Origin of the sequence: Anaerostipes sp. AF04-45 (assembly GCF_003461725.1) — a bacterium.
In the GTDB taxonomy this organism is placed as follows: domain Bacteria; phylum Bacillota; class Clostridia; order Lachnospirales; family Lachnospiraceae; genus Anaerostipes; species Anaerostipes caccae.
Genome location: NZ_QTXQ01000003.1, coordinates 308,001 through 330,100, shown reverse-complemented (window position 1 = coordinate 330,100; position 22,100 = coordinate 308,001). Strand labels below are relative to the sequence as shown.

Annotated in this window: 22 protein-coding genes; 16 read left to right on the top strand and 6 right to left on the bottom strand. The window is 45.8% G+C overall.

Features of this window, described 5'->3' with window-relative positions:
* The first annotated feature begins 1 nt into the window (after nt 1).
* From DWV34_RS06615 to DWV34_RS06590, 6 genes are all read left to right on the top strand, one after another.
* The gene (locus tag DWV34_RS06615; protein ID WP_118475776.1) at nt 2–1,294 is read left to right on the top strand and encodes a sn-glycerol-1-phosphate dehydrogenase; all 1,293 of its coding nucleotides are present in this window, start codon (nt 2–4) and stop codon (nt 1,292–1,294) included.
* Nucleotides 1,295–1,307: 13 nt separating this feature from the next.
* Nucleotides 1,308–2,003 carry an L-ribulose-5-phosphate 4-epimerase gene (locus tag DWV34_RS06610; RefSeq protein ID WP_009290219.1) on the top strand — a complete coding sequence of 232 codons (696 nt, stop codon included), beginning with the start codon at nt 1,308–1,310 and terminating at the stop codon, nt 2,001–2,003.
* Between the two features lie 6 nt (nt 2,004–2,009).
* Nucleotides 2,010–2,786: an HAD-IIA family hydrolase gene (locus DWV34_RS06605; protein ID WP_009290218.1), complete on the top strand. Its 777-nt coding sequence runs from the start codon at nt 2,010–2,012 to the stop codon at nt 2,784–2,786.
* Between the two features lie 68 nt (nt 2,787–2,854).
* Nucleotides 2,855–3,127, top strand: coding sequence for a hypothetical protein (locus tag DWV34_RS06600; RefSeq protein WP_147342249.1), 273 nt, complete (start codon nt 2,855–2,857; stop codon nt 3,125–3,127).
* A gap of 103 nt (nt 3,128–3,230) precedes the next feature.
* Complete coding sequence (locus tag DWV34_RS06595) at nt 3,231–3,776, top strand: 5-formyltetrahydrofolate cyclo-ligase (RefSeq protein ID WP_022261126.1); 546 nt, start codon at nt 3,231–3,233, stop codon at nt 3,774–3,776.
* Between the two features lie 4 nt (nt 3,777–3,780).
* A complete protein-coding gene (locus tag DWV34_RS06590) occupies nt 3,781–4,659 on the top strand; it encodes a helix-turn-helix domain-containing protein (RefSeq protein WP_009290215.1) in 879 nt (292 codons plus the stop codon).
* Between the two features lie 93 nt (nt 4,660–4,752).
* On the opposite strand, the gene DWV34_RS06585 is transcribed toward DWV34_RS06590, so the two are convergent.
* Entirely contained in the window at nt 4,753–5,658 is a 906-nt protein-coding gene (locus DWV34_RS06585) for a MerR family transcriptional regulator (RefSeq protein ID WP_009290214.1), read from the bottom strand.
* A gap of 486 nt (nt 5,659–6,144) precedes the next feature.
* Here DWV34_RS06585 and DWV34_RS06580 point away from each other — a divergent pair, with 486 nt between their 5' ends.
* From DWV34_RS06580 to DWV34_RS06565, 4 genes are read left to right on the top strand one after another with little or no spacing between them, the layout of a single operon-like run.
* Entirely contained in the window at nt 6,145–7,071 is a 927-nt protein-coding gene (locus DWV34_RS06580; RefSeq protein ID WP_009290213.1) for a sugar phosphate isomerase/epimerase family protein, read from the top strand.
* Between the two features lie 20 nt (nt 7,072–7,091).
* Nucleotides 7,092–8,255, top strand: coding sequence for a Gfo/Idh/MocA family protein (locus DWV34_RS06575; RefSeq protein WP_118475772.1), 1,164 nt, complete (start codon nt 7,092–7,094; stop codon nt 8,253–8,255).
* Nucleotides 8,256–8,267: 12 nt separating this feature from the next.
* Complete coding sequence (locus DWV34_RS06570; RefSeq protein WP_009290210.1) at nt 8,268–9,188, top strand: sugar phosphate isomerase/epimerase family protein; 921 nt, start codon at nt 8,268–8,270, stop codon at nt 9,186–9,188.
* 7 nt (nt 9,189–9,195) lie between these two features.
* Nucleotides 9,196–10,584 (top strand): MFS transporter, encoded by a 1,389-nt coding sequence (locus DWV34_RS06565; protein WP_118475770.1) that lies wholly within the window; start codon nt 9,196–9,198, stop codon nt 10,582–10,584.
* 165 nt (nt 10,585–10,749) lie between these two features.
* On the opposite strand, the gene DWV34_RS06560 is transcribed toward DWV34_RS06565, so the two are convergent.
* The gene (locus DWV34_RS06560) at nt 10,750–11,733 is read right to left on the bottom strand and encodes an AraC family transcriptional regulator (RefSeq protein WP_118475768.1); all 984 of its coding nucleotides are present in this window, start codon (nt 11,731–11,733) and stop codon (nt 10,750–10,752) included.
* 127 nt (nt 11,734–11,860) lie between these two features.
* Here DWV34_RS06560 and DWV34_RS06555 point away from each other — a divergent pair, with 127 nt between their 5' ends.
* Nucleotides 11,861–12,751, top strand: coding sequence for a PHP domain-containing protein (locus tag DWV34_RS06555; protein ID WP_118475766.1), 891 nt, complete (start codon nt 11,861–11,863; stop codon nt 12,749–12,751).
* 103 nt (nt 12,752–12,854) lie between these two features.
* On the opposite strand, the gene DWV34_RS06550 is transcribed toward DWV34_RS06555, so the two are convergent.
* On the bottom strand, nt 12,855–13,922 hold the full coding sequence (locus tag DWV34_RS06550) for an undecaprenyldiphospho-muramoylpentapeptide beta-N-acetylglucosaminyltransferase (protein WP_022261122.1): 1,068 nt from the start codon (nt 13,920–13,922) through the stop codon (nt 12,855–12,857).
* Between the two features lie 25 nt (nt 13,923–13,947).
* Nucleotides 13,948–14,193, bottom strand: coding sequence for a TIGR03905 family TSCPD domain-containing protein (locus DWV34_RS06545; protein WP_009290204.1), 246 nt, complete (start codon nt 14,191–14,193; stop codon nt 13,948–13,950).
* A gap of 142 nt (nt 14,194–14,335) precedes the next feature.
* On the opposite strand from DWV34_RS06545, the gene DWV34_RS06540 reads away from it, so the two are divergent.
* From DWV34_RS06540 to DWV34_RS06520, 5 genes are all read left to right on the top strand, one after another.
* Nucleotides 14,336–15,052, top strand: a complete 717-nt coding sequence (locus DWV34_RS06540; RefSeq protein ID WP_118475763.1) for a 5'-methylthioadenosine/adenosylhomocysteine nucleosidase — start codon at nt 14,336–14,338, stop codon at nt 15,050–15,052.
* A 64-nt stretch (nt 15,053–15,116) separates the two neighbouring features.
* On the top strand, nt 15,117–15,818 hold the full coding sequence (locus DWV34_RS17135; RefSeq protein WP_006568157.1) for a hypothetical protein: 702 nt from the start codon (nt 15,117–15,119) through the stop codon (nt 15,816–15,818).
* A 47-nt stretch (nt 15,819–15,865) separates the two neighbouring features.
* The gene (locus DWV34_RS06530) at nt 15,866–16,666 is read left to right on the top strand and encodes a delta-lactam-biosynthetic de-N-acetylase (RefSeq protein ID WP_009290201.1); all 801 of its coding nucleotides are present in this window, start codon (nt 15,866–15,868) and stop codon (nt 16,664–16,666) included.
* Nucleotides 16,667–16,738: 72 nt separating this feature from the next.
* The gene (locus tag DWV34_RS06525) at nt 16,739–18,085 is read left to right on the top strand and encodes a glucose-6-phosphate isomerase (protein WP_006568159.1); all 1,347 of its coding nucleotides are present in this window, start codon (nt 16,739–16,741) and stop codon (nt 18,083–18,085) included.
* A gap of 8 nt (nt 18,086–18,093) precedes the next feature.
* A complete protein-coding gene (locus DWV34_RS06520) occupies nt 18,094–18,606 on the top strand; it encodes a deoxyuridine 5'-triphosphate nucleotidohydrolase (RefSeq protein WP_006568160.1) in 513 nt (170 codons plus the stop codon).
* A gap of 185 nt (nt 18,607–18,791) precedes the next feature.
* Here DWV34_RS06520 and DWV34_RS06515 read toward each other — a convergent pair whose 3' ends face one another.
* Complete coding sequence (locus DWV34_RS06515) at nt 18,792–20,213, bottom strand: IS1096 element passenger TnpR family protein (protein WP_118475759.1); 1,422 nt, start codon at nt 20,211–20,213, stop codon at nt 18,792–18,794.
* 125 nt (nt 20,214–20,338) lie between these two features.
* Nucleotides 20,339–22,063, bottom strand: coding sequence for a phospho-sugar mutase (locus DWV34_RS06510; RefSeq protein ID WP_009290199.1), 1,725 nt, complete (start codon nt 22,061–22,063; stop codon nt 20,339–20,341).
* Nucleotides 22,064–22,100: the final 37 nt, after the last annotated feature.

Below are 22,100 nucleotides of genomic sequence, written 5' to 3'. Positions count from 1 at the left end.
TATGAAGGTAGATGTGAATAAATTTTTAAAGCCGTGCAGCTGCGGCAGAAAACATGAAATCATTGTGGACGATATAATTATAGAAAGCGGGGCAGTCAGCAGACTTCCCGAGATCCTTGCAAGGGACGCATATAAGAATTTTCAAAATATTGTAATGATCTGTGATGAAAATACTTATGAGGCAGCGGGAAAGACGGTGGAACGCCTTGTGCCGGGTCTGAAAAAGGCAGTCCTTGATCCGGAAAACCTCCATGCCAATGAACATGGCGTGGAGGCGGCACAAAAGTATCTTGACCAGATGGGCGAGCTGGATCTGATGATCGCTGTTGGGTCCGGGACCATCCATGACATCTCAAGGTATCACGCCTACGAGAAAAAAATTCCTTTCTTCTCCGTACCGACGGCGGCCAGTGTGGACGGTTTTGTATCCACAGTAGCAGCTATGACATGGCACGGATTTAAAAAGAGCTTTACTGCCGTATCGCCGATCGTTGTCATTGCGGACACGGATATTTTCAGTAGGGCACCGATGCGGCTGACGGCTTCCGGTGCTGCAGATTTGCTCGGGAAATATACGGCTCTTGCAGACTGGAAGATCACACATATCCTGACGGGAGAATATATTTGTGAAGAAATCTGTGAGATGGAGTATCAGGCACTGGATGCGCTGAAGGCCAGTCTTCCGGGACTGGCAGCCGGCGATGCGAAGGCTTATGAAGAGCTGATGTATGGACTCCTGCTTTCCGGTCTTGCCATGCAGATGACCGGCAACTCAAGACCCGCATCCGGGGCGGAGCATCATATGTCCCATTTGTGGGAAATGGAAGTGCTGAATGATTACATTGACTTTTACCACGGGGAAAAGGTTGGCGTAGGGCTGATCCTGGCTTCAAAAATCTACCACAAAGCGGCAGAGAAAATGCGCGGTGAAGCATTTACAGTGAAAGAATCTATGCCTGTAGAAGAAGAACTGATCAGAGTGAATTTTACTAAGCTTGGAATGTATGAGTCTATCATAGAAGAAAACACACCGAACCTGCTGGAAGAAGTTGACTCACAGAAGCTTTTGGAAAGGAAAGATGAGATCGCGGCGGTGATCGATGAGATCCCTTCAGCCGGAGAGCTTACCGATATGCTCAAAGAAGTGAATGGGGTCAGAACCCTTGAGAATCTTGGCTTTGATGAAAGCTTTCAGGAAAAAACTGCAAGATTATCTCCTTATGTGAGAGCAAGAATTACCTTCATGAGACTGCTCAAGTTTTATAGTTTTTATGAAGAAGTGATCAACGGTTAGGGGGAAGGAAGATATGCTGGAAGAATTAAAAGAGCAGGTGTATGAGGCAAATATGGAGCTCCCGGCAAAAGGGCTCGTCACATATACTTGGGGAAATGTAAGCGGAATCGACCGCAGAAAGGGAATGTTTGTTATCAAGCCGAGCGGAATCGCCTACGAGGAACTCAGACCTTCCGATATGGTGGTTATGGATCTTGACGGAAATAAGGTGGAAGGGGATTATCATCCTTCCTCCGATACCCCGACCCATCTGGAACTATATAAGGCATTCGGACAGATCGGCGGTATTGTACACACACATTCTGCCTGGGCAACTTCCTGGGCCCAGGCGGGAAGGCCGGTTCCGTGTTATGGGACCACTCACGCAGATTATTTTTACGGGGAGATCCCGTGTGCCAGAAGTCTGAGACCGGAAGAGATTGAAACGGAATATGAGAAAAATACAGGGCTTGTCATTGTCGAGACATTTCAGGGAATGAATCCAGCCTATGTTCCGGGAGTTCTCTGCACAAACCACGGACCGTTTGCCTGGGGAAAGGATGCAGAGGAGGCAGTACACAATGCTGTCGTGATGGAAGAGGTGGCAAAAATGGCTGCCAGGACAGAACAGCTGAAGACAGAAGTGGGTGAGGCGCCCAAGACCATTCAGGATAAGCATTTTTTCCGGAAACACGGCCCCAATGCCTACTACGGAAACGCCGGAAAGTGAGGGGCTATGTTAGAAAATATCAAAGCTTTTGTCCTGGATATGGACGGAACGATTTATCTTGGAAATGAACTGTTTCCGTTTACGAAGGACTTTCTTTCCAGAGTGGAGGAGACGGGCAGAAAATTTTACTTCTTCACAAATAACTCTTCCAAGAGCCAGCAAGCCTATATTGAAAAGCTTTCCAATATGGGCATTTCTATCACCAAAGAGCAGATGATGATCTCCAGCCATGTGATGATACGGTTTCTTTTGGAGAAGCATCCTGGAAAAAGTGTTTATGTCGTGGGAACACCTTCTCTGCTAAACGAATTCAGAAGCTTTGGGATACCTCTTGTGGAAAAAGATCCAGATATTGTTGTTCTGGGATTTGACACGACTCTGACCTATGAAAAGCTGTCCAGGGCCTGCCATTCTATCCGGAACAGCTGCATCTATTACGGAATCAATCCCGATTTAAACTGTCCCATGGAGAGAGGTACGTTTATCCCGGACTGCGGTTCCATGGCAAGGCTTGTGGAGGCTTCCACCGGACGGTACCCGGAGTTTTTCGGAAAACCTTCAGAGCATACATTAAATTATATGATTCAGGAGACGGGATACCGCCCGGATGAGATCGCCATTGTAGGCGACCGGCTGTATACAGACATTGCCGTGGCCGATCAAAGCGAAGTGACCTCCATTCTTGTGTTAAGCGGTGAGAGTACCCTGAAAGATGTGGAGAATGGTGATGTAAAACCAGATGTCATTGTGAAAGATTTAAGTGAGATAACGAGAGAACTGTAAAAAGAAAAACACATTGGATGTTATGTACGGAGATCCAATGTGTTTTTCTATTAAACCCAAAGATGTTTGTGAAAAAGTTCCTGGAGGATTTTGATTTTGAACGTCTGGAAAAGACTTTTCCATATCTGCATGAAGACGAACATAAACTGCCGCTTCCATTGATCGTAACGAACACCCTGTCTGAAAGGTTAATGTCTACTGGACTTTTAGAGGATACAATGAAGAACAAAGTAAAGCTTACTGTTGCGATTTCCTGTATCACTGAGCCGTTTATACAGATGAGAGAGGAAGCGGATTTAATCTGTGAGATCGCAGGTGAGGTGATCTCAAATATGTTTTAGTACCGGTCTGTATGGCTGGATAGAAAGATGATGGACTTGTCCACTTTGTTTTCATATGCTATCCTTTTTGGTAAAGAAAGGTCAGACAGAGGTGTGGAGGATAATGAAAAAAAAACAGTATATCCGTCAACAGATCAAACAAAAAACAGAGAAGTTATCCACAAGATATCTTCGGGATTCGGAAGAAGAGATTCAGAAACAGATCCTTATGCTGCCGGAATTTAAGAGGGCGGAGACTGTTTTCTGTTACATATCCGTGGGAAAGGAAGTATCCACAGAATTGATTTTAACAGAATGCTTCCGACAGGGAAAACGGGTGGGAGTGCCCTTGTGCACAGCTCCCGGAATCATGGAAGTAAGGCAGATCACCTGTATGGACCAGTTAGAACACGGCATCTACGGACTCATGGAGCCAAAAAGAAATACTCCCATTGTGGAGAAACGAGAGATTGACCTGGGGATTATTCCTTGTATCAGCGCAGACTTCTGTGGAAAACGTCTCGGACATGGAGCCGGGTATTATGACCGGTATCTAAGCGATACAGAATTTTTGAAGGTGGTTTTATGCAGAAAAGAGCTTCTGTGGGAGGAGATTCCTACAGACAGCTATGATGTGCCAATGGACCTTGTGGTCACGGAGAAGGGGTGAAACTTTGATTCGATTTGATATTAACCAGAATTTAAAAGAAGTTTTTGAGGACGGACAGCTGCCAGCCATGGTATACATATCCAGACAGGAGAGCACCCCGGAGAAAATAAGTCGTCCGCTGCACAGCCATGAATCTATCTGTGAACTTTTGCTTGTATATAAGGGGACCGGAACCTATCAGGTGGGCACCAGTATTTATCCCATAGAAGAAGGCTGTGTGGCTTATTATAACCAGGGAGACCTTCATGAGATCGCAACGGCTGAGAAGACCAACATCGGCCATTATTGTATCGGTATTACAAACCTTCGCTTAAAGGGACTTAAGAAAAACCAGATGGTGCCAGAGGGCGGGCCCTATATCTGCCATACAGGATCCCTGTTTTCGTTTTTAAAGACGATGTGTGACCAGATTTACATGATGGAAGAGCTGAATCCGGTAGGCCAGCTGGCATCGCAGCTTTTCTGCGCCTCCATGGTGGTCATTGCCAGCCAGCTGGATACATTTCCGCAGGCTATGGCCGCGGAGACGAAGGAGGAAGAGTTTATCTCAAGGATCCTGGATTATTTGAATGAACACTTTACAGAGGAATTAAATCTGGATAAGATCGCTGAGGACATGCACTGCTCTGCCACTTATGTCTCCCACGGCCTGAAAAAAGCCACGGGTATGACTCCCATCAATTATATTATCCGCAGGCGGATCGGCCTTGCCCAGACAATGCTGATCTCTACCGATTTCACGGCGACCCAGATTGCCACTATGGTGGGATACGATAATACCAATTACTTCAGTACACTGTTTACAAAGACCGTTGGTATGACGCCGATCCGGTACCGGAACATGTATCTGGAAAAGCTGAGGGGCAGGAGGGATCAGTCATGAGAGTGAAAAGAGCAGGAATACATACAAGAGGGCATAATTTTAGAATACTTCTGATAGATTCTAATTTTAAAAAGGTAGTAGGACAGATAGCAATCAAATAATTCTAAACTTAGAGTTACATGGTTTTTTCTTGAGATAATATTGTAATGCTTCCCCTATAAACTTTGAAACTCCTTTACAGTACTGCTGATCCATAGCCTCGATCAGCTTTGGATTGTAGGGATATCCGTCAATCAGCTTATCATAGTAGTTCTCGCCCAGATCCATTGTAGGCTGGTCTTCTTCATCCAGCAGATTCAACATCTGGCCGATGATATTCTGTATCTCGTCAGATTTGACATCCCTTGAAACGTTACTTGTCAGCTGCTCTATCAAGTCTTTATTCTTTTCTACACACCCTTTTTCTTTGATCTTCTGCATCTTCTCCATATTCTCCATATTCTCAGAGAAATGGCTTAGGCTCTCTTTCATGGCATCCGTGTATTTTTCAACACTGCCGTAATATTCCACCGCCGTTTGAGCGATGCTGGACTCATGATCCCTTGCCACTTTTATAAATTCATCAAAGGCTGCGGTGCTTCCCCAGTATTTCATAATCTCCTCTGTATTCTCTTTTTTAAACTTCTCCAGTGCCTGGATATATTCACTTAAATCAAATTCTTTAAAACTCATATAGGTTTCTCCTTGTTCCAGCCTGCCGATCAGGTCTAGCAGTCTGTTCAGCCTGTCCCGTTTTGCCTTTAGCAGTGTTTTTTGCCTGCTCAAAGCCTCCTTTTTATTAAAATTGGGATTTTCCATGATCCTTTTAATATCCTTCAGAGGAAATTCCAACTCCTTAAAAAGTAATATCTGCTGTAGAGTGTTTATGGATTCTTCATCGTATAGTCTATAACCGGCGCCGGTGACCTTTGCAGGTTTTAATAATCCGATTTCGTCATAATACTGTAAGGTCCGCACGCTGACGCCTGAAAGTACTGCAACTTCTTTTATGGTTCTCAAGACATCATCTCCAATCTGCTGTGTATCTTTGATTCTATCTTACATTATCACGTTATGTGAGGGTCAATGGTTTTTGATTTCTTAGGAAAGACCTTGTCACGCTAATGCGTGAAAGCTTTTCCTAAGAAATCAAAAACGCTCCGCGGGGATGCACACAAATGCGTAAGGAAATTATTTGACTTTGTCAAATTGCATTTGGCGCTCAAAGTTGCCAAGCCCCTCATGAATGAGGGGATGGGGAGCTGAGGTGGGCTTGCCCACTTTGTTCTATCTTTTTAAAGTTATTACATGAGTAATTTATGAGTATCTTATATGTGTCTTATACAAGATAGTGGAGTCCTTGTTCTCATTTCTAATATATTTCTTTGAAATTGCCCTGTTTTTAATCTCACAGCGAACAAAATAGTAAAGGCGGAGGACCTTTGTTTTCTCTAAAATAATAATTACAGAAAGCGATGATGAACAAACAAAACAGGAGGTTTTAACATGAGTATGAATATCTGCGGAGCTCCTTGTTGCTGGGGCGTGGATGATGTAAAGAACCCTTATCTGCCGCCGTGGCAGAGGGTGCTAAAGGAGGCGGGTCAGGCGGGCTACCGGGCCATTGAGCTTGGACCTTATGGATATCTCCCGATTGATGTGGAGACAGTTTCTGAGGAGTTAAAAAAGAATGGATTAGCCATTGTGGCAGGGACGATCTTCGACGATCTGCTAAGTGAAGAAAACTATGAAAACGTATTGAGACAGACAGAAGAGATCTGTTCTCTGGTCACAAAGCTTCCGCCGCTTCCGGTACATGAGGGCCAGCATTTTGCTACGCCATATATGACTATCATGGACTGGGGTCATGATGAGAGAGATTATGCGGCCGGACATCCTGACAAAGCGCCGAGGCTTTCAGAAGTAAAATGGGCAGCGATGATGGGCCACATCAGGGGAATCTGTGAAAAGGCGAAAGAATACGGTGTGCGGGCGGTCATTCATCCTCATGCCGGAGGTTATATTGAGTTCGCAGATGAGATCGAAGCGGTGGTAAGGGACATTCCTTATGAGCTGGCAGGTCTCTGCCTGGATACAGGGCATCTTTATTACTCCGGTATGGATCCGGCAGAATGGCTGAAAAAATATGCGGACCGCCTGGATTATGTCCACTTTAAAGATGTGGATGAAAAGGTATACCGGGAAGTTCTGGGAGAACATATCCGCTTTTTTGAGGGCTGTGGTAAAGGAGCCATGTGTCCCATAGGAAAAGGTGCACTGGACTACCCTGAGATCAAGCAGACCTTGGAGGATATCCAGTACAGCGGATATATCACCGTAGAACAGGAACGTGATCCAAGAAATTCAGACACAAGCCTCCGGGACGTGAAGGCCAGTGTTATATATTTAAAAAGTGTAGGATATGAAATCTAATTCAGAAAAGGAGCAAAACTATGTATTACGGAGAAAAGAAAATTGAAAAACCGATCCGCTGGGCTATGGTAGGGGGAGGAAAGGGAAGCCAGATTGGCTATATCCACCGGTCCGCCGCAATGAGAGATTTTAATTTTGACCTGGTTGCAGGTGCTTTTGACATTGACCCGGAGAGGGGCAGAGAGTTTGGTAAGCAGCTTCATGTGGATGAGGACAGATGTTATCCAGATTATAAGACTATGTTTGCAAAGGAAGCTAAGCGCCAGGACGGGATCCAGGCGGTCTCCATTGCAACTCCCAACGGAACACACTTTGAGATTACAAAGGCAGCCTTGCTTGCCGGGCTTCATGTTGTATGTGAAAAACCTCTCTGTTTTACAACCGAAGAGGCGGAGGAATTAGAGGCACTGGCCGCAAAACAAAATAAAATTGTAGGTGTTACTTACGGTTATGCGGGACATCAGGTCATCGAGGAGGCACGACAGCTGATCGCCGAAGGAATGCTGGGAAAGATTCGTATTGTCAATATGCAGTTCTCACATGGATTCCACAACGTGGCAGTCGAAAAAAATACAGCCTCCACAAAATGGCGGGTGGATCCAAAGGTTGCAGGACCGTCCTATGTGCTGGGTGATGTGGGAACCCATCCGCTGTACTTATCTGAAGTCATGCTTCCGGATATGAAGATCAAACGGCTGATGTGCAGCAGACAGTCCTTCGTCGAGTCCAGAAAACCTCTGGAGGACAACGCCATGACCATCATGGAATATGACAATGGTGCCGTGGGATACGTTTGGTCATGTTGTGTAAACTGCGGTTCCATGCATGGGCAGAAGATTCGTGTCATCGGTGAAAAGGCATCTATCGAGTGGTGGGATGAGCATCCGAACCAGCTGACCTATGAAGTGCAGAATGAACCTGTACGTGTTCTGGAAAGAGGCATGGGATATCTGGCACCTTCTGCCCTGGAGGAAGACCGTATTGGGGCAGGGCATCCGGAAGGTTTGTTTGAGGCATGGAGTAACTTATACAGCCGCTTTGCGCAGGCCATGGATGCATGTGACAGAGGAGAGAACGTGGAGTTCTGGTATCCCAATGTACACGCAGGGGCAGAGGGCGTGCGCTGGGTAGAAAACTGTGTACAATCCGCAGATCAGGGCGCACAGTGGGTAGATTATAAATAAGGAGCTGATGAGATGAAAATAGCATTTGACGTGGATGTGCTGGCAAAGCAGATGGATATCAATCGGATGGTGCATCAGGTGGCAGACTGGGGTTATAAATACATCGAACAGTCTCCGCATCCAAGGATCAATCCATTCTATAAACACCCGCTGTTCTCCAGGGAATGTGAGGCAGAATACAGGAAAGCACTCCGGGAAACCGGAGTGGAGATCTCCTCCTTTATCGTGGTGTACCGCTGGTCCGGACCTACAGAGGAGCAGAGACAGATGGCAGTAGCCAACTGGAAACGGATGATCGAGATCGCCGTGGATATGGGCGTGCCGGTAATCAACACGGAGCTGTCTGGGGATCCCAACCAGCAGGAGATCTGCAACGGCATGTGGTTCCGTTCTATGGAAGAACTTCTGCCAATCATTGAGCGGGAGGGACTCCGGTTGGAGATCCAGTCCCATCCGTATGACTTCTGCGAGCTGAACAACGAGACCTGTGACCTGGTAAAATCCTTCCGTTCCCCGAACCTTGGGTATGTGTATTCTTCCCCACACGGATTCTTTTATGACGAGGGCAAAGGGGATGTACGCTCCATGTTACAGTACGCAGGGGAAGAACTGACCCACGTACTGTTTGCGGATACATTTAACCAGACCATGGACTGCCGCTATATCGCCAATCCGCCGTGGTTAAACGGAAGAGGAAAAGCGGATGTGACCATCCACCAGCATTTAGCCATGGGAGAGGGAGACGTGGACTTTGACGGGATCTTTGAGACGTTAAGAGACATGAACTTCGCAAACAGCCAGTTAAGGGAAGATGCGCCGAAAGCCGGAGGAGACAACATCGCATGTGTATCCATGTTCGGATTCCCGGAAAAGATGGAGAAGCAGGCGCCGGAGGCAAGAGAACGCATTGAACGGGAACTGCTGAAAGGGTAGAGTGAGAATGGAAAAGAAGCAAGGATCGATATTAGAAAAATTATCATGGAAAACAAGATTCTCTTATGGATGCGGAGATACGGCTTGCAATGTGGTTTTTGGGATGATCAGCACGGTGCTGACGCTGTTTTACACAGATTACGTGGGAGTCTCTGCCGCAACAGTCGGAATGGTCATGCTGCTCTCCAGAGTATTTGACGGATTCTCTGACGTGATCATGGGATTTATTGTGGAACGAACCAACTCCAAATGGGGGAAATCAAGGCCGTGGATCCTGTGGATGGCCGCACCGTATGCCGTCTCAGCCGTGCTGTTATTCACAGTGCCCCACACGACGAATTTTCTACAGTTTCTGTATATGTTTGTGACGTATAATTTCTGTACAACCATCTGCTATACGGCCATCAATCTGCCCTACGGAAGCCTCTCCACTATGATGTCCAGAAGTTCTGAGGAGCGGAGCATGCTCAGTATCGTGAGAATGGGGATGTCACCGTTCGGGCGTATCCTGGCGGTTACCTGCACCATGCCGTTAGTAAAGCTGTTCGGGGATACACAGTCCTCCTGGGTGATCGTCATGGGCATATGGGCTGTGATCGCCATGGTCCTTCTGGTCATCTGTTTTGCCAACTGCCAGGAGACCGTAAAGATCGAAGCCCGTGAGAAGCAGGAAAAAATACCTGCGCTCAAAGCATTAAAGCTTTTAGTGACCAACCAGTATTTCTGGGCTGTATTGGTCCTCTGGATGATGCAGAATGTGATTTACGGTGTGACGGGAACCATCCTGCCGTATTACTGCAAGTACATATTCCACAACGACACATGGATGTACAGTACACTGTATCTGACGGAGACGCTGACCATCGTAGCATCCACGTGTATCGTATGCCCTATCCTGCTGAAACACTTCGGGAAGAGGAATATGGCGCTTGCAGGAGCGGTGTTAGCGCTGGCCGGACAGCTTGTGTTCTTTGCAAATCCCTACAGTTTTCAATGGATGCTTTTGTGCTGTATCATCAGGGGTATCGGATTATCGCCGTTAAATGCCATTGTCTTTGGCATGCTGGGGGATGTGGTGGAATTCGGACAGTGGAAGCATCATATCCGCCAGGAGAGCCTGATATTTGCCGGCGGGTCGGTGGGAACAAAGATCGGTTCCGGCCTGGCCTCAGCCATCATGACGGGACTTCTCTCACTGGCAGGCTATCTGAGCTCTGCGGCAGGAGCAGTCACCCAGCCCCAGTCGGCCATTGATATGATTATGAACATTTATAAAACGGGACCGATTATTGTATGGGTCGTAGTCATCATAACACTGGTCCTGTACAAACTGGACAAAAAATATGAAACGATCATGGAGGAACTGACAGAACGGGAACTTCAGGGTCAGCTATAAATGAACAGCAGGGAGGGAACCTCATCCAAAGGCGCCTTCCCTAAATTTTTTATTATAACAGGACAGCAGGCCTTTTTGATGTCATAGGGAATTCCTACGGAACCTACTATGACATCAAAAACGCTCCGCCAGGATGCACACAAAATGCGTAAGGAAATCATTTGACTACGTCAAATCGCATTTGGTGCTCAAAGTTGTCAATCCCCTCAAAGAGTGAGGGGTTGGGGAGATGAGGTGGGCTTGCCTACTTTGTTCTTTATTACGGTTCCGGTATTCACGGGGCGAGCACTGGTAAGTCCTCTTAAACATCCGAGAGAAGTTGCTGGGGCTGTCAAAACCACATCTTATGGAGATTTCCGAGATGCTCTGGCTGGTCTTGGTGAGCAGAAGGGCTCCTTTAGACAGACGGTAGCGGATCAGATACTGCATGGGCGGGATCCCCAGTGTCCGGCGGAAGCACCGTAAACATTCCCTCTCTCCGATATTGGCGGATTTTGCGATGTCATACAGCTTTAACGGTTCCGCAAACCGCTCCTCAATCATATGAATCATTGTTTTGATGCGGCAGGAATCCTGGTCCTGCCTTGCCGTGGTTTCTGAGATCACAGATTCATGGCTTCGATACAGAAGAAAACAAAGGCGGGAGAGATGTTCCCTGACTGTGAATTCATGGCCCCATAAACCTTCAGAAAAGGCCTGAAAAGCCTTTAAGAAGCACTGCGTGGGTTCCGGCACGGTGTCGCCTACAGAAGAAAATTGAAGGCAGTCTATGGCACAGGAGCTGATGAGCGGCTGGATATATTTTATATAGAAAACAGAGCTTTCAGAGCCGCATATAAAATCCGGATGGAATACAAGAGACTGAAGCCGGCAGGTGCCGGAGGTTTCCGCCTCATGGAGGATATTGGAGTTGATCATCAGGCTGTCTCCTGCATTCATGCGCAGGGATCTGCCGGGAACCCTTATCTCTAAAGTCCCGGAGTACAGATAAATGACTTCCAATTCTTCATGCCAGTGCCATGGGATCCTGCTGACGCTGTCAACAGAATAGACAGAGTCATAGCCGGCACACGGGAATTCGATGGTTCCGTGGGGCCGCACTTCCCGTCTGTCCTGGTCAGTATAGATTGTACAATCCTGAAGAGGCATAGAGAGTCCTCCTTTTTGTCGCTTTTCTTATATTATAGGTCCAAATTAGTATTGTTTCAATCGGCAAAAGACGGTATTTATATATTAAGGTGACTGGTGTACAGATATTCGGGAGGTATGGGTTTTTATGATAGATTTACATATGCATTCTTATTACAGCGATGACGGGGAGTTTCAGCCGGAAGAATTAGTGCAAAAATGCAAAGAGGAGGGCATCCGGTATATGGCCATTGCGGACCATAACTGTGTCCGGGCCGTGGAAAAAGGAAGAAAGGCAGCCCAGAAAGAGGGGATTCATTTTATCTCAGGGGTAGAGATTGACTGTACCTTTCAAGGGGTTAACCTGCATGTTCTTGGTTATGGAATCGATGAAAGGGACGCGGCTTTTCAAAAGATCGAGGACAATATATCAGAGCAGAGCAGTGAAGCATCGGTTAAGATGCTTGAGGAGACGAGAAAATTAGGATTTGATGTGTCTGAGAAAGACATGGAAGCCTTGACGGAAACTATGTTTTGGAAAAACCGTTGGACAGGGGAGATGTTTGCAGAAGTTCTATTAAATAAACCAGAATATAAGGAACATGAGCTGCTCCTGCCTTACCGTCCGGGAGGAGACAGAAGCAGCAATCCCTACGTGAATTTTTACTGGGATTATTACTCCCAGGGAAAACCCTGTCATGTGGGCATAAAGTTCCCTTCTATGGAAGAGGTGATCACTGAGATCCATGAAAGCGGGGGAAAGGCAGTGCTGGCGCATCCGGGAGTGAACTTAAAGGACCATATGGAACTCTGGAAAGAGATCGCCGTTTCCGGCATTGATGGGGTGGAAGCCTTCAGCAGCTATCACTCACCGGAGGATGCTATGTTTTTCAGCCATGAGGCCGGAAAGTATGAACTGTTCGTGACCTGCGGAAGTGATTACCACGGGAAGACTAAGCCGTCTAGTTGTATCGGACAGCACGGCTCCAGCCATCCGGAAGATGAAATCCTGCCCCAGCTTGAGAGCATCGTGAAGTAAACAGTTCAACAGGTAAAATAATTACGAATAAAAATAGTCAAGCCCTTCATCTCATTTTAAAGGGCCTGACTATTTTCTTGCATGGAATACTTGGTTGATCCGTCTATTTTCTTGCGAGCTCGTTGGCCAGCTTAACGATGGTCCTGATGGGATCGGAAAGTTCGCTCTGATTCATGGCATTCACATAGCTTGCCCGGTTGTTATAAACCTCGTGCACTGCGTTCAGCAGGGACTTAGAGGTGACATCCTCCTCGTTCAGTACATAGCTGTAGCCTTGCCGCTGGAATGACTGGGCGTTTAAGATCTGGTCTCCCCGGCTGGCGTTTAATCCCAGCGGAATCAGGATATTTGGCTTCCTGAGGGCCAGGAGCTCACAGATGGCGTTGGCCCCTGCCCTGGAGATGATAACGTCTGCACAGGCAAAGAGATGCTTCAGTTCCTTTTTCACATACTCAAATTGGCGGTAACCGCTTTTGCCTGCAAGCATAGATTCCAGGTGATTCTTCCCGCAGATATGGATGATCTGAAAATCCTCCAACAGCTCATCAATATTTTCCCTGACCGCATTGTTTATCGCTACGGAACCAAGGCTTCCGCCGATGATCAGCAGAACAGGTTTTGAAGATATAAAGTCGCAAAGCTTAAGGCCTTTTTCCTTAGAACCGGTAAACAATTCTTCTCTGATCGGTGAACCAGTAAGTATAGCTTTCCCTTCTGGGAGATGTTTTACGGTTTCCGGAAAATTGCAGCAAACCTTATTGGCACTTGGAATGCTTAATTTATTTGCAAGACCCGGTGTCATGTCAGATTCATGGATGATGACAGGGATCCGCAGATGCTTAGCCGCCATGACCACAGGTACGGTGACAAATCCGCCTTTGGAAAACACCACATTGGGATTCAACTGTTTTAATGTTTTTTTAGCGTCAAAATAACCCTTCATGACCCGAAAGGGATCCGTAAAGTTCTTCACATCAAAATATCTTCTGAGTTTACCGGAGGAAATACCGTAGTAGGGAAGACCAATGTCTTCGATCAGCTTCTTTTCCATCCCCTCTTTGGAGCCTATATAGCTGATTTGATATCCCTCTTTCTCCAGTGCAGGTACCAATGCCATATTCGGAGTGACATGTCCGGCAGTACCCCCTCCGGTCAATACGATTCGTTTCATAATACCTCCATCAATTAAACAGATGTCAATGAGTCTCTTTATATTCCTTTAAAGCTTTCGAAAGCTGGTCAGGACATGAGGTACCGCGGAAACCGCATTGGATGCCTGAAAGCCGTTCGATCACCTCGTCTACTGACATTCCTTTTACAAGGGCTGCCACGCCTGTGGTATTTCCCTGGCAGCCTCCCCGGAACTGTATGTCTTTTATTATATCGTCTTCTATTTCAAATTCAATAGCGCTGCTGCAGACGCCTTTTGTCTTGTAAACCATCGTAGTTACCTCCTGATGTTTTTATTGAATACCATATGGGTAATCCGTATTATATCATAAAAATCGGAGAATACATAGATGGGGAAGCTGTGTTATAATTTTTATCAGACGGAAATAATGACAGTAAAAAGGAGAATGATTTATGAGAATAGGAATTATCGGGGCAATGCAGGAAGAGGTGGAATCCCTGATCTCTTCTATGGAGAATGTAAAAAAGAAGACAAAAGCCTCCATGGATTTTTATGAGGGAAGGCTCTGGGGAAATGATACGGTTGTCGTTATGAGCGGCATTGGAAAAGTAAACATGGCTGTTTGCGCGCAGATACTGATCGACAGCTTTGGTGTGGAAAAACTGATCAATACCGGGGTCGCAGGCGGCCTGTATAAGGATATTGAGATTGGGGATATTGTGATCTCCAGCGATGCCGTACAGCACGATATGGATGCCGTGGGCTTTGGTTATCAGCTGGGGGAAATCCCGCGTATGGAGTGTTCTGTGTTCCAGGCGGATGCCGCACTGATAAAAGAGGCGGAGGAAGCCTGCAAAAAGGCCAATCCGGATATCCAATGCTTTACCGGGCGGGTTTTAAGCGGCGACCAGTTTATCTCCAGCGACCAAAAGAAACACTGGCTGATCGAGAATTTTGGCGGGTATTGTGCGGAGATGGAAGGGGCGGCCATGGCCCAGACAGCATACTTAAATGACGTACCCTTTGTGATTTTAAGAGCCATCTCCGACAAGTGCGACCACACAGCAACAGTAAATTACAGCGAATTTGAGGAAGCTGCAATAAAGCATATAATTAGACTGATTCACGGTATTTTAGACAAAGAAGCGTCAAACTTTGTAAGGCAATAATCCGTGTATTCCCCTCTTTGTGATTTTATAATATAAGAATCATAAAGGAAGAAGGAGAAATATCATGGATGTATTAAAAAACGCATTTTTTTTACCGGGACTGATTGCAGTTATGGCCGCAGGTGTCCTGTCAAAACTTATTGTCTGGAGGAATTACCGCAGGCTTTTAAGAGATTCTTATGAGATGGACGGAAATAAGAAACAGTGGATGGGAGTGCTGAAAAAAAAGTTCGAAAGTTACTATCAGCTGGAGGCCAACCTGAACAACATTCCCTGTGTTGTGGACAAGTATATGAAAAATCACAAAATAGCAGGAGTGTCTTCCGAGATCATGGAACAGATCACCGGATTGTGTGCCGTTTTGAGTTTTTTCCTGGGTTGTCTTGGAACAGTACGGGGATACATAGAAGGAGCCGATTTAAGTGTTGTGGCAGAGAGTCTGTTTTTAAGCCTGTCGGCCGGACTGTTTCTTGTGTTTGTGGACAGGCTGGTCACCTTTGACGGAAAAAAACAGCTGGTCAGAGCCAATCTGATCCATTTTCTTGAAAATATTCTTCCAAACCGCTATCTCAAATCTGTGAAAAAACAGGAAAAAGAAGAACAGGCAAAGCAGAAGGAGAAGCAGAAAGAAAAGGAGCAGGTAAAGGAAGAAAAGAAAGAAGCAAAAAAAATAGAAAGACACTGGCAGGAAGCGGCCGCATCCAGAGAATTTGAACTGACCGATGAAGAAATGCAGGCGGTGAAAGATTTTATAAATGGATTATAAATCTAATGTATACATAATAGAATAATAAAAAAGCAGGAAATCAAACTATGAGGAAAGTTTTATTATTATTCTGTATCATTTGCATGCTTGGTCTTGCCGGCTGCCAAAAGGAAGAGGCGCAGGTGGAGACTACGAAGGTGATCAGCCAGGGAAGCAATACAAAAGAAGGATGGTGGCTGAAACGAAATAAAGAACATCAGCAGCCGGAATTTTCACAGAATGTGGATCTGTCCAAATATGACGCATACTCTGTGGATACGAAGGCGAAAAATAAGAAAGTGATGTATCTGACCTTTGACTGCGGATATGAGAATGGTTTTACGCCCAAAATTTTGGATGTATTAAAGAAAGAGAAAGTTCCGGCGGCATTTTTTGTGACGAAGCCTTTTATCCGGGAAGATCCGGAGTTAGTAAAGAGAATGAAGAAAGAGGGGCATGTGGTGGGAAATCATACGGTCCATCACAAGAGCATGCCAACGGTTTCAGACAGGGACAATAAGCAGGAACTCATCGACTGTGCGGAATACTGCAAAAAAACAACCGGTTATGATATGGATATGTTTATGCGCCCGCCTATGGGGGAATACAGCGAACATACATTAGCGCTGACAAAGAAGCTCGGATATAAGACAATTTTCTGGAGTATGGCATATGTGGATTTTAATGTGAACAGCCAGCCGGGCAAGGACTATGTAGTTCAGCATTTTGAAGAAAATTACCATAATGGAGCCATTCCGCTGATGCACAATGTATCCCAGTCTAACGCCGAAGCGCTGGAGACCGTTATCAGGAATATGAAGGCAAAAGGATTTGAATTCCGGTCGCTGAAAAAGCTCCCGGACTATTGAACAGAAGGGCGTTATTTGTTAAAATATAGATAACGCATTTAACCAAGAGAGACAACAGTAAAGGAGAAAGACATGGGAAAAATTAAGTTTGATTACAGCAACGCAAAAGATTTTATCAGAGACCATGAGATCGACATGATCGAGAAGCAGGTTGCGGATGCGAAAGAGTATTTGCTGTCAAGAAAAGGCCCGGGAAATGACTTCTTAGGATGGATCGACCTTCCTGTGGATTATGATAAAGAAGAGTTTGCGAGAATCAAAAAAGCTGCAGAAAAGATTAAGAGTGATTCCGATGTATTGGTTGTCATTGGTATTGGAGGATCCTACCTAGGTTCCAGAGCCGTGATCGAAGGGCTGTCCAACAACTTTAACAATAAGCTGGACAAAGAAGTGAGAAAAGCTCCGGAAGTATACTTTGCCGGACATAATATTAGCGGTACATATGTTAAACAGCTGATCGATGTGATCGGAGACAGAGATTTCTCTGTCAATGTCATCTCTAAATCAGGTACGACGACAGAACCCGGCATTGCATTCCGTATCTTCAAAAAGCTTCTTAAAGACAAATACGGAAAAGAAGAAGCAAACAAGCGCATCTACGCCACTACAGACAAGGCAAGGGGAGCATTGAAGACACTTGCCACAGACGAGGGATACGAGACTTTCGTTGTGCCGGATGATGTAGGGGGACGCTTTACAGTCCTGACAGCCGTAGGACTCCTTCCGATCGCAGCTGCGGGAATTGACATTGATGAGTTTGTAAAGGGATTCCAGGACGGAAGAGAGATGTTCTTAAACGCACCGTTTAATGAAAATCCGGCGATGCTCTATGCTGCCATCCGAAACATTCTCATGCGCAGAGGAAAGGGCATGGAGATCCTCGCAAACTACGAGCCGAACCTTCACTTTATCTCTGAGTGGTGGAAACAGTTATACGGAGAAAGCGAAGGAAAAGACGGAAAAGGCATCTTCCCTGCATCTGTTGACTTCTCCACAGACCTGCATTCTTTAGGCCAGTTCATCCAGGACGGATCTTCCAATCACTTTGAGACCGTGCTGAACGTGGAAGAACCGGAATTAGACATTGTGCTCGAAGCAGAAGAAAACGATCTGGACGGATTAAATTATCTGGCAGGCAAGACCATGAACTTCGTAAACCAAAACGCTATGAAGGGAACCATCTTAGCTCATGTGGACGGAGGCGTTCCGAACTTAAGATTTGATATTCCTAAGATGGATGCATACCATCTTGCGCAGCTGTTCTACACATTTGAGTCTGCGTGCGGTATGAGCGGTTACTTAAACTGCGTAAATCCATTTGATCAGCCTGGAGTGGAAGCATATAAGAAAAATATGTTTGCCCTGCTTGGAAAACCTGGATTTGAAGACAGAAGAGAAGACTTATTAAAGAGATTATAGGAGAACAAATGAAAAAGATTGCACAGTTCCATAAAGTAAGTTTTGGACAGTTTTTAGAAAGCTGGCAGGATACCTTTGAGGGTACCTCCGAGGATGAAGTGAGACAGATTTTTGACAGTATTGAGCTTCCAAAGAGGGCCACCAGAGGTTCCGCCGGATACGACTTTTACAGTCCGGTTGATTTTGAACTCAAACCGGGTGAGACGATCAAGATACCGACAGGCATTCGTGTGTATATGGAAGAAAGCTGGGTACTGAATCTGTTTCCGCGCAGCGGCCTTGGGTTTAAGTTCCGCCTTCAGATGAACAATACGGTGGGGATCATCGACAGTGATTACTTTTATTCAGACAACGAGGGACATATTTTTGTCAAGCTCACCAATGATTCCAATGAAGGAAAAATTGTGAGAGTAGAAGCAGGAACAGGGATCGTACAGGGTATTTTTATGGAATATGGTGTGACCATAGACGATGATGCAAAAGAAGTCCGCAACGGCGGATTCGGCAGCACAACCAAATAACAGAAAAAAGACCTTGCCTTTAAAGGGCAGGGTCTTTTTTTGACAGAAAGTATATGCCTGAATATGTAAATATCACGTTTTTGAGAGTTAGTGGCCAATGATATGATATTCAGGAGAAAAGTTATATAACTTCCATAATACCTTCTAGTATAGAAACATCTGTAATGAAAAAAAGGTGAATGGCTTCAGGAATCTTCCTGATGTTCCATCTGTTCCAGTTCTGCAGGGGTATGACCGGAAGCTATGAACAGGCGGGTGTCCGCATAAAGATCCATCATCCTCCCCGCAAAGTTGTCTGCCTGTTCCTGATCTGCGAAGGCTACATCGCCTTTTTGAAGCATCTCAAAGATCTGTTCCGGATCAGCTCCAACCTTCATAATATAAGAGATCCGATTTGTGAGATCCACAGCTTCTGTCACTTTAAATCCCAGCACATCAACCAGATAAGAAGTAAATTTCAGAGATGCCTGACCGTTATCAAAGGTTCCCTGAAAAATTTCTTCACGGGATGGATGATAATAGGCATAGTCCTTCCGGATCGAAGAAATATCCTCAAGGAGGCTGGGATCTTCAAGAAGCATAGAGTCTACAAACATTTTATTATGATATCCGAAACTGAAGGCATGAGGGCTTGGCAGAAAATAAAGGTTGATCAGGTCCCTGGGCGTGATCTGTACCTGCTCATACTCGTTGTACAGTTCTGCAATATGCTCAAGCGGCGCGGCTCCGAAAATACGGACACAGTAATAACAGTACTGAATCTGTTTCCATGTCAGCTCCCTGCGTTTCCTGAAATTCTCAGTATTCATGGCGGAGTAGGATGCAGATACATCCGGCGGAATATAAATTTCGTCATCCTCATCAACGGCACAGTAGCCTCCATCCAGAAAGGCATCAAAGATATCTTCGTCATCAATGGGGAAGTATCCATCCAGCGCAGCTTCAAATGCCCGGATCTCAAGATCCGTAAGGGTCAGAAAAAAGCTGCCCATAGCGTCAGGTTTTATGATATATTCAGAAAGATATGAGGCCAGATCAGGCTTTTCCATCTGTGAACAGTGGTCCAGCTGATGGATATGGGCAATCTCCAGAAGATCGTCTTTTGTATACTGAAGATAAACATCCCCGAGGGAATCGGAAGAAAAAGAGGGCGGGACGTCTTCTGTTTTTTTTCTGAGGATTTCTGAAGGCTCCATTGTTCCGTCCTCCAAGAAGCAGAGGTTTTCCTTCATAGAGAGATTGAGATCTTCCAAACGGGTATCTGCACGGAAATCACCTTTATATTTTATGATTTCCGGAAAACGGTTTTGGTAAGCGGGGATTAATTTTTCTGTCTCTATCCGAAACTCTGTCTTTCCCTTTAAAATATATGTGTAATCAATAAATTGTTTATCCTTCATGTAAGAATCGATCAGCAGAGAATTATCAAAGATTCTTTGATGGTGCACAGGGATTTCAAAACGAAACAGACACCGCCCGGATTTTTGGAATGCGGCCTGTATAATTTCGTGGAGACCGGAAAATGATATACAGTCAGGAATGAATATACGTCTCCACATCGGTGGCCTGCTGTTTTTTATGATGACTTTTATCTGATATCCGCCCATAATCAACCTCCTGTCTGTAATGCTTGTGCCGAAGTTTTATTACATTCATTTTATCACATAAACAGGGCAGAAAAAAGACGGAGCAGGAATCCTCCTGATCCGTCTTTTCTGTCATAGATTCATGATTATGAAAACTGTCCTACCCAGGTCTCGATCTTGGCACCGATAGCTTCTGCATCCTCCATGGAGGAACCTTTCACCCCATAGTAGAACTTGATCTTAGGCTCGGTTCCGGAAGGACGCACGCAAAGCCATGCGTTGTTTTCTAATTCGTAATAGAGTACATTAGAAGCTGGAAGTCCGGTTGGCACTGTCTCACCGGTGGTAAGATCCGTGATCGTGTCGTTCTGGTAATCGCGGGATTTTAATACCTTGAGCCCTCCGATTTCTTTCGGCGGGTTCTCTCTCAGAGACTTGAGCATGTTCTGGATCTTTTCAGCTCCGTCCAGTCCTGCGAATTCAAGGGCTTTCACTTTATCCAGATAATAGCCGTACTTCTCATACATGTCGGTCATTGCATCCCACAAGGTCTTGCCCTGAGTCATATAATATGCAGCAGCTTCACAGAGTGCCACGGTTGCGGATACCGCATCCTTATCCCTTGCATAAGTTCCGATCAGGCAGCCGTAGCTTTCTTCCAGACCGAACAGGTAAGTTCCTTTGCCTGTATTTTCAAAATTCAGCATCTGCTGTCCGATGAATTTGAATCCTGTGAGCACTTCGATCAGGTTTACGCCGTAGCCCTCAGCCACTGCGTCTACCAGATTGGTTGTGACAATCGATTTTACAACGGCTCCGTCATCCGGAAGTGATCCGTTCATGGCTTTCTTCTGGCTTAGGACATATTCACACAGAAGAGAACCGGACATGTTGCCGGTCAGAGCGATATAGTCTCCGGTCTTTGAATCTTTCACATAGACTCCGAGACGGTCGGCATCAGGATCTGTTGCCAATACAAGGTCGGCATCCTTTTCTCTGGCAAGCTTCAGGCCAAGTTCAAATGCCTCTTTGGATTCCGGATTTGGATAGCTTACGGTTGGAAAAGCCCCGTCGGGAAGTTCCTGCTCCGGCACTACATAGACATTCTGGAATCCTAAATCTTTTAATACGCGGCGGACAGGGAGATTTCCTGTTCCGTGCAGAGGAGTATAAACAATTTTTAATTTGGATGCCATCTGGTTAATCGCATCCTGATTATGTACTTGCTTTTCTACTTCGGCGATGTATGCATCGTCGACTTCTGAGCCGATTACCTCATATAATCCGGCACTGACTGCATCCTCCCTGGACATGGTCTTAACCTTGGAAATATCTGTGACGGCGTTGACCTTGGCGGTTACCCCTTTGTCGTGAGGCGGCGTAAACTGCGCACCGTCCTCCCAGTATACTTTATAGCCGTTATATTCCGGAGGATTGTGGCTGGCAGTAATGTTAATTCCAGCAATGCAGTTATAGTAGCGGACTGCAAAGGACAATTCCGGGGTCGGACGGAGTGATTCAAAAATATATGCTTTGATGCCGTTTGCTGCCAGGCACAGCGCTGCTTCGTCAGCAAATTCCGGAGACATATGCCGGGAATCAAAAGCAATGGCAACGCGCTTTTTGTCCGTGCCCTGTTCCAGAATGTAGTCTGCGAGTCCCTGAGTCGCCTTGCGGACTACATAGATATTCATACGGTTGATGCCGGCACCGATGATCCCGCGAAGGCCTGCTGTTCCAAAAGCCAGGTCAGAGTAAAACCGCTCTTTGATCTCATTGTCATCATCCTGAATGTTCTTAAGTTCCTCTTTTGTAGCTTCATCAAAATATGGATTGTTAAGCCATTCCTGATATGTTTCCTGATAGTTCATAGTAGTGCTCCTCCTTTACGTTTTTCCTTATGTTTTA